The organism is Caballeronia catudaia, from assembly GCF_001544755.2.
Classification (GTDB): domain Bacteria; phylum Pseudomonadota; class Gammaproteobacteria; order Burkholderiales; family Burkholderiaceae; genus Caballeronia; species Caballeronia catudaia.
Genome location: NZ_FCOF02000139.1, coordinates 1 through 1062, shown reverse-complemented (window position 1 = coordinate 1062; position 1062 = coordinate 1). Strand labels below are relative to the sequence as shown.

General features: G+C 64.1%; 1 protein-coding gene. It reads left to right on the top strand.

What is annotated here, in order from left to right; genetic code table 11:
- Nucleotides 1-10: 10 nt before the first annotated feature.
- On the top strand, nt 11-1062 hold a 1052-nt coding region (locus tag AWB75_RS36460), incomplete at its 3' end, for a BKACE family enzyme (RefSeq protein WP_061128747.1).

Genomic DNA, 1062 nt, shown 5'->3' with positions numbered 1-1062 from the left:
GGAGCCACACATGCAATTCCTCGACGATTCATTGCACCCCGAGAATCAGGACAAAGTCGTGATCACGGTCGCGCCTTACGGCCCCGAGTGGATGCCCGCCGACTTCCCCGAAGACATTCCGGTGACGATGGAAGAACAGATTCAGAAGGCAGTCGACTGCTACAAAGCGGGCGCCACCGTTCTGCACCTGCACGTGCGCGAACTCGACGGCAAAGGCTCCAAGCGCCTGTCGAAGTTCAACGAGCTGATCGCCGGCGTGCGCGCGGCGGTGCCCGACATGATCATCCAGGTCGGCGGCTCGATCTCGTTCGCGCCGGAAGACGACGGTCAGGCGGCCAAGTGGCTCTCCGACGATACGCGCCACATGCTCGCCGAGCTCGATCCGAAGCCCGATCAGGTGACCGTCGCGATCAACACGACGCAGATGAACATCATGGAGTTGCTGTATCCGGAGTATCTCGAAGGCACGTCGCTCTCGAATCCGGCGTTCATGGCCGCCTATAGCGAAATGACGGTTCCCGCCGGCCCCGCGTGGGTCGAGGAACATCTGCGCCGCCTGCAGGCGTCCGGCATCCAGCCGCACTTCCAGTTGACCGGCATCCATGCGCTGGAAACGCTCGAACGCCTCGTGCGCAAGGGCGTCTACCGCGGTCCGCTGAACCTGACGTGGATCGGCATCGGCGGCGGCTTCGACGGTCCGAACCCGTTCAACTTCTTCAACTTCGTCCACCGCGCGCCGGACGGCTGCACGCTCACGGCCGAGTCACTGCTCAAGAACGTGCTGCCGTTCAACATGATGGCGATGTCGATGGGCCTGCATCCGCGCTGCGGCATCGAGGACACGATCATCGACCAGCACGGCAAGCGCATGACCTCCGTGCAGCAGATCGAGCAGTGCGTGCGCGTGGCGCGCGAACTCGGACGCGAGATTGCGAACGGCAAGGAAGCGCGCGAGATCTACCGCATCGGCGTGCAGTACGACACCGTCGACGAAACCCTCGCCGCGAACGGCATGGCGCCGAACCGCAAGGCCGGCCAGATCAACCTGCCGCTGCGCGCGGC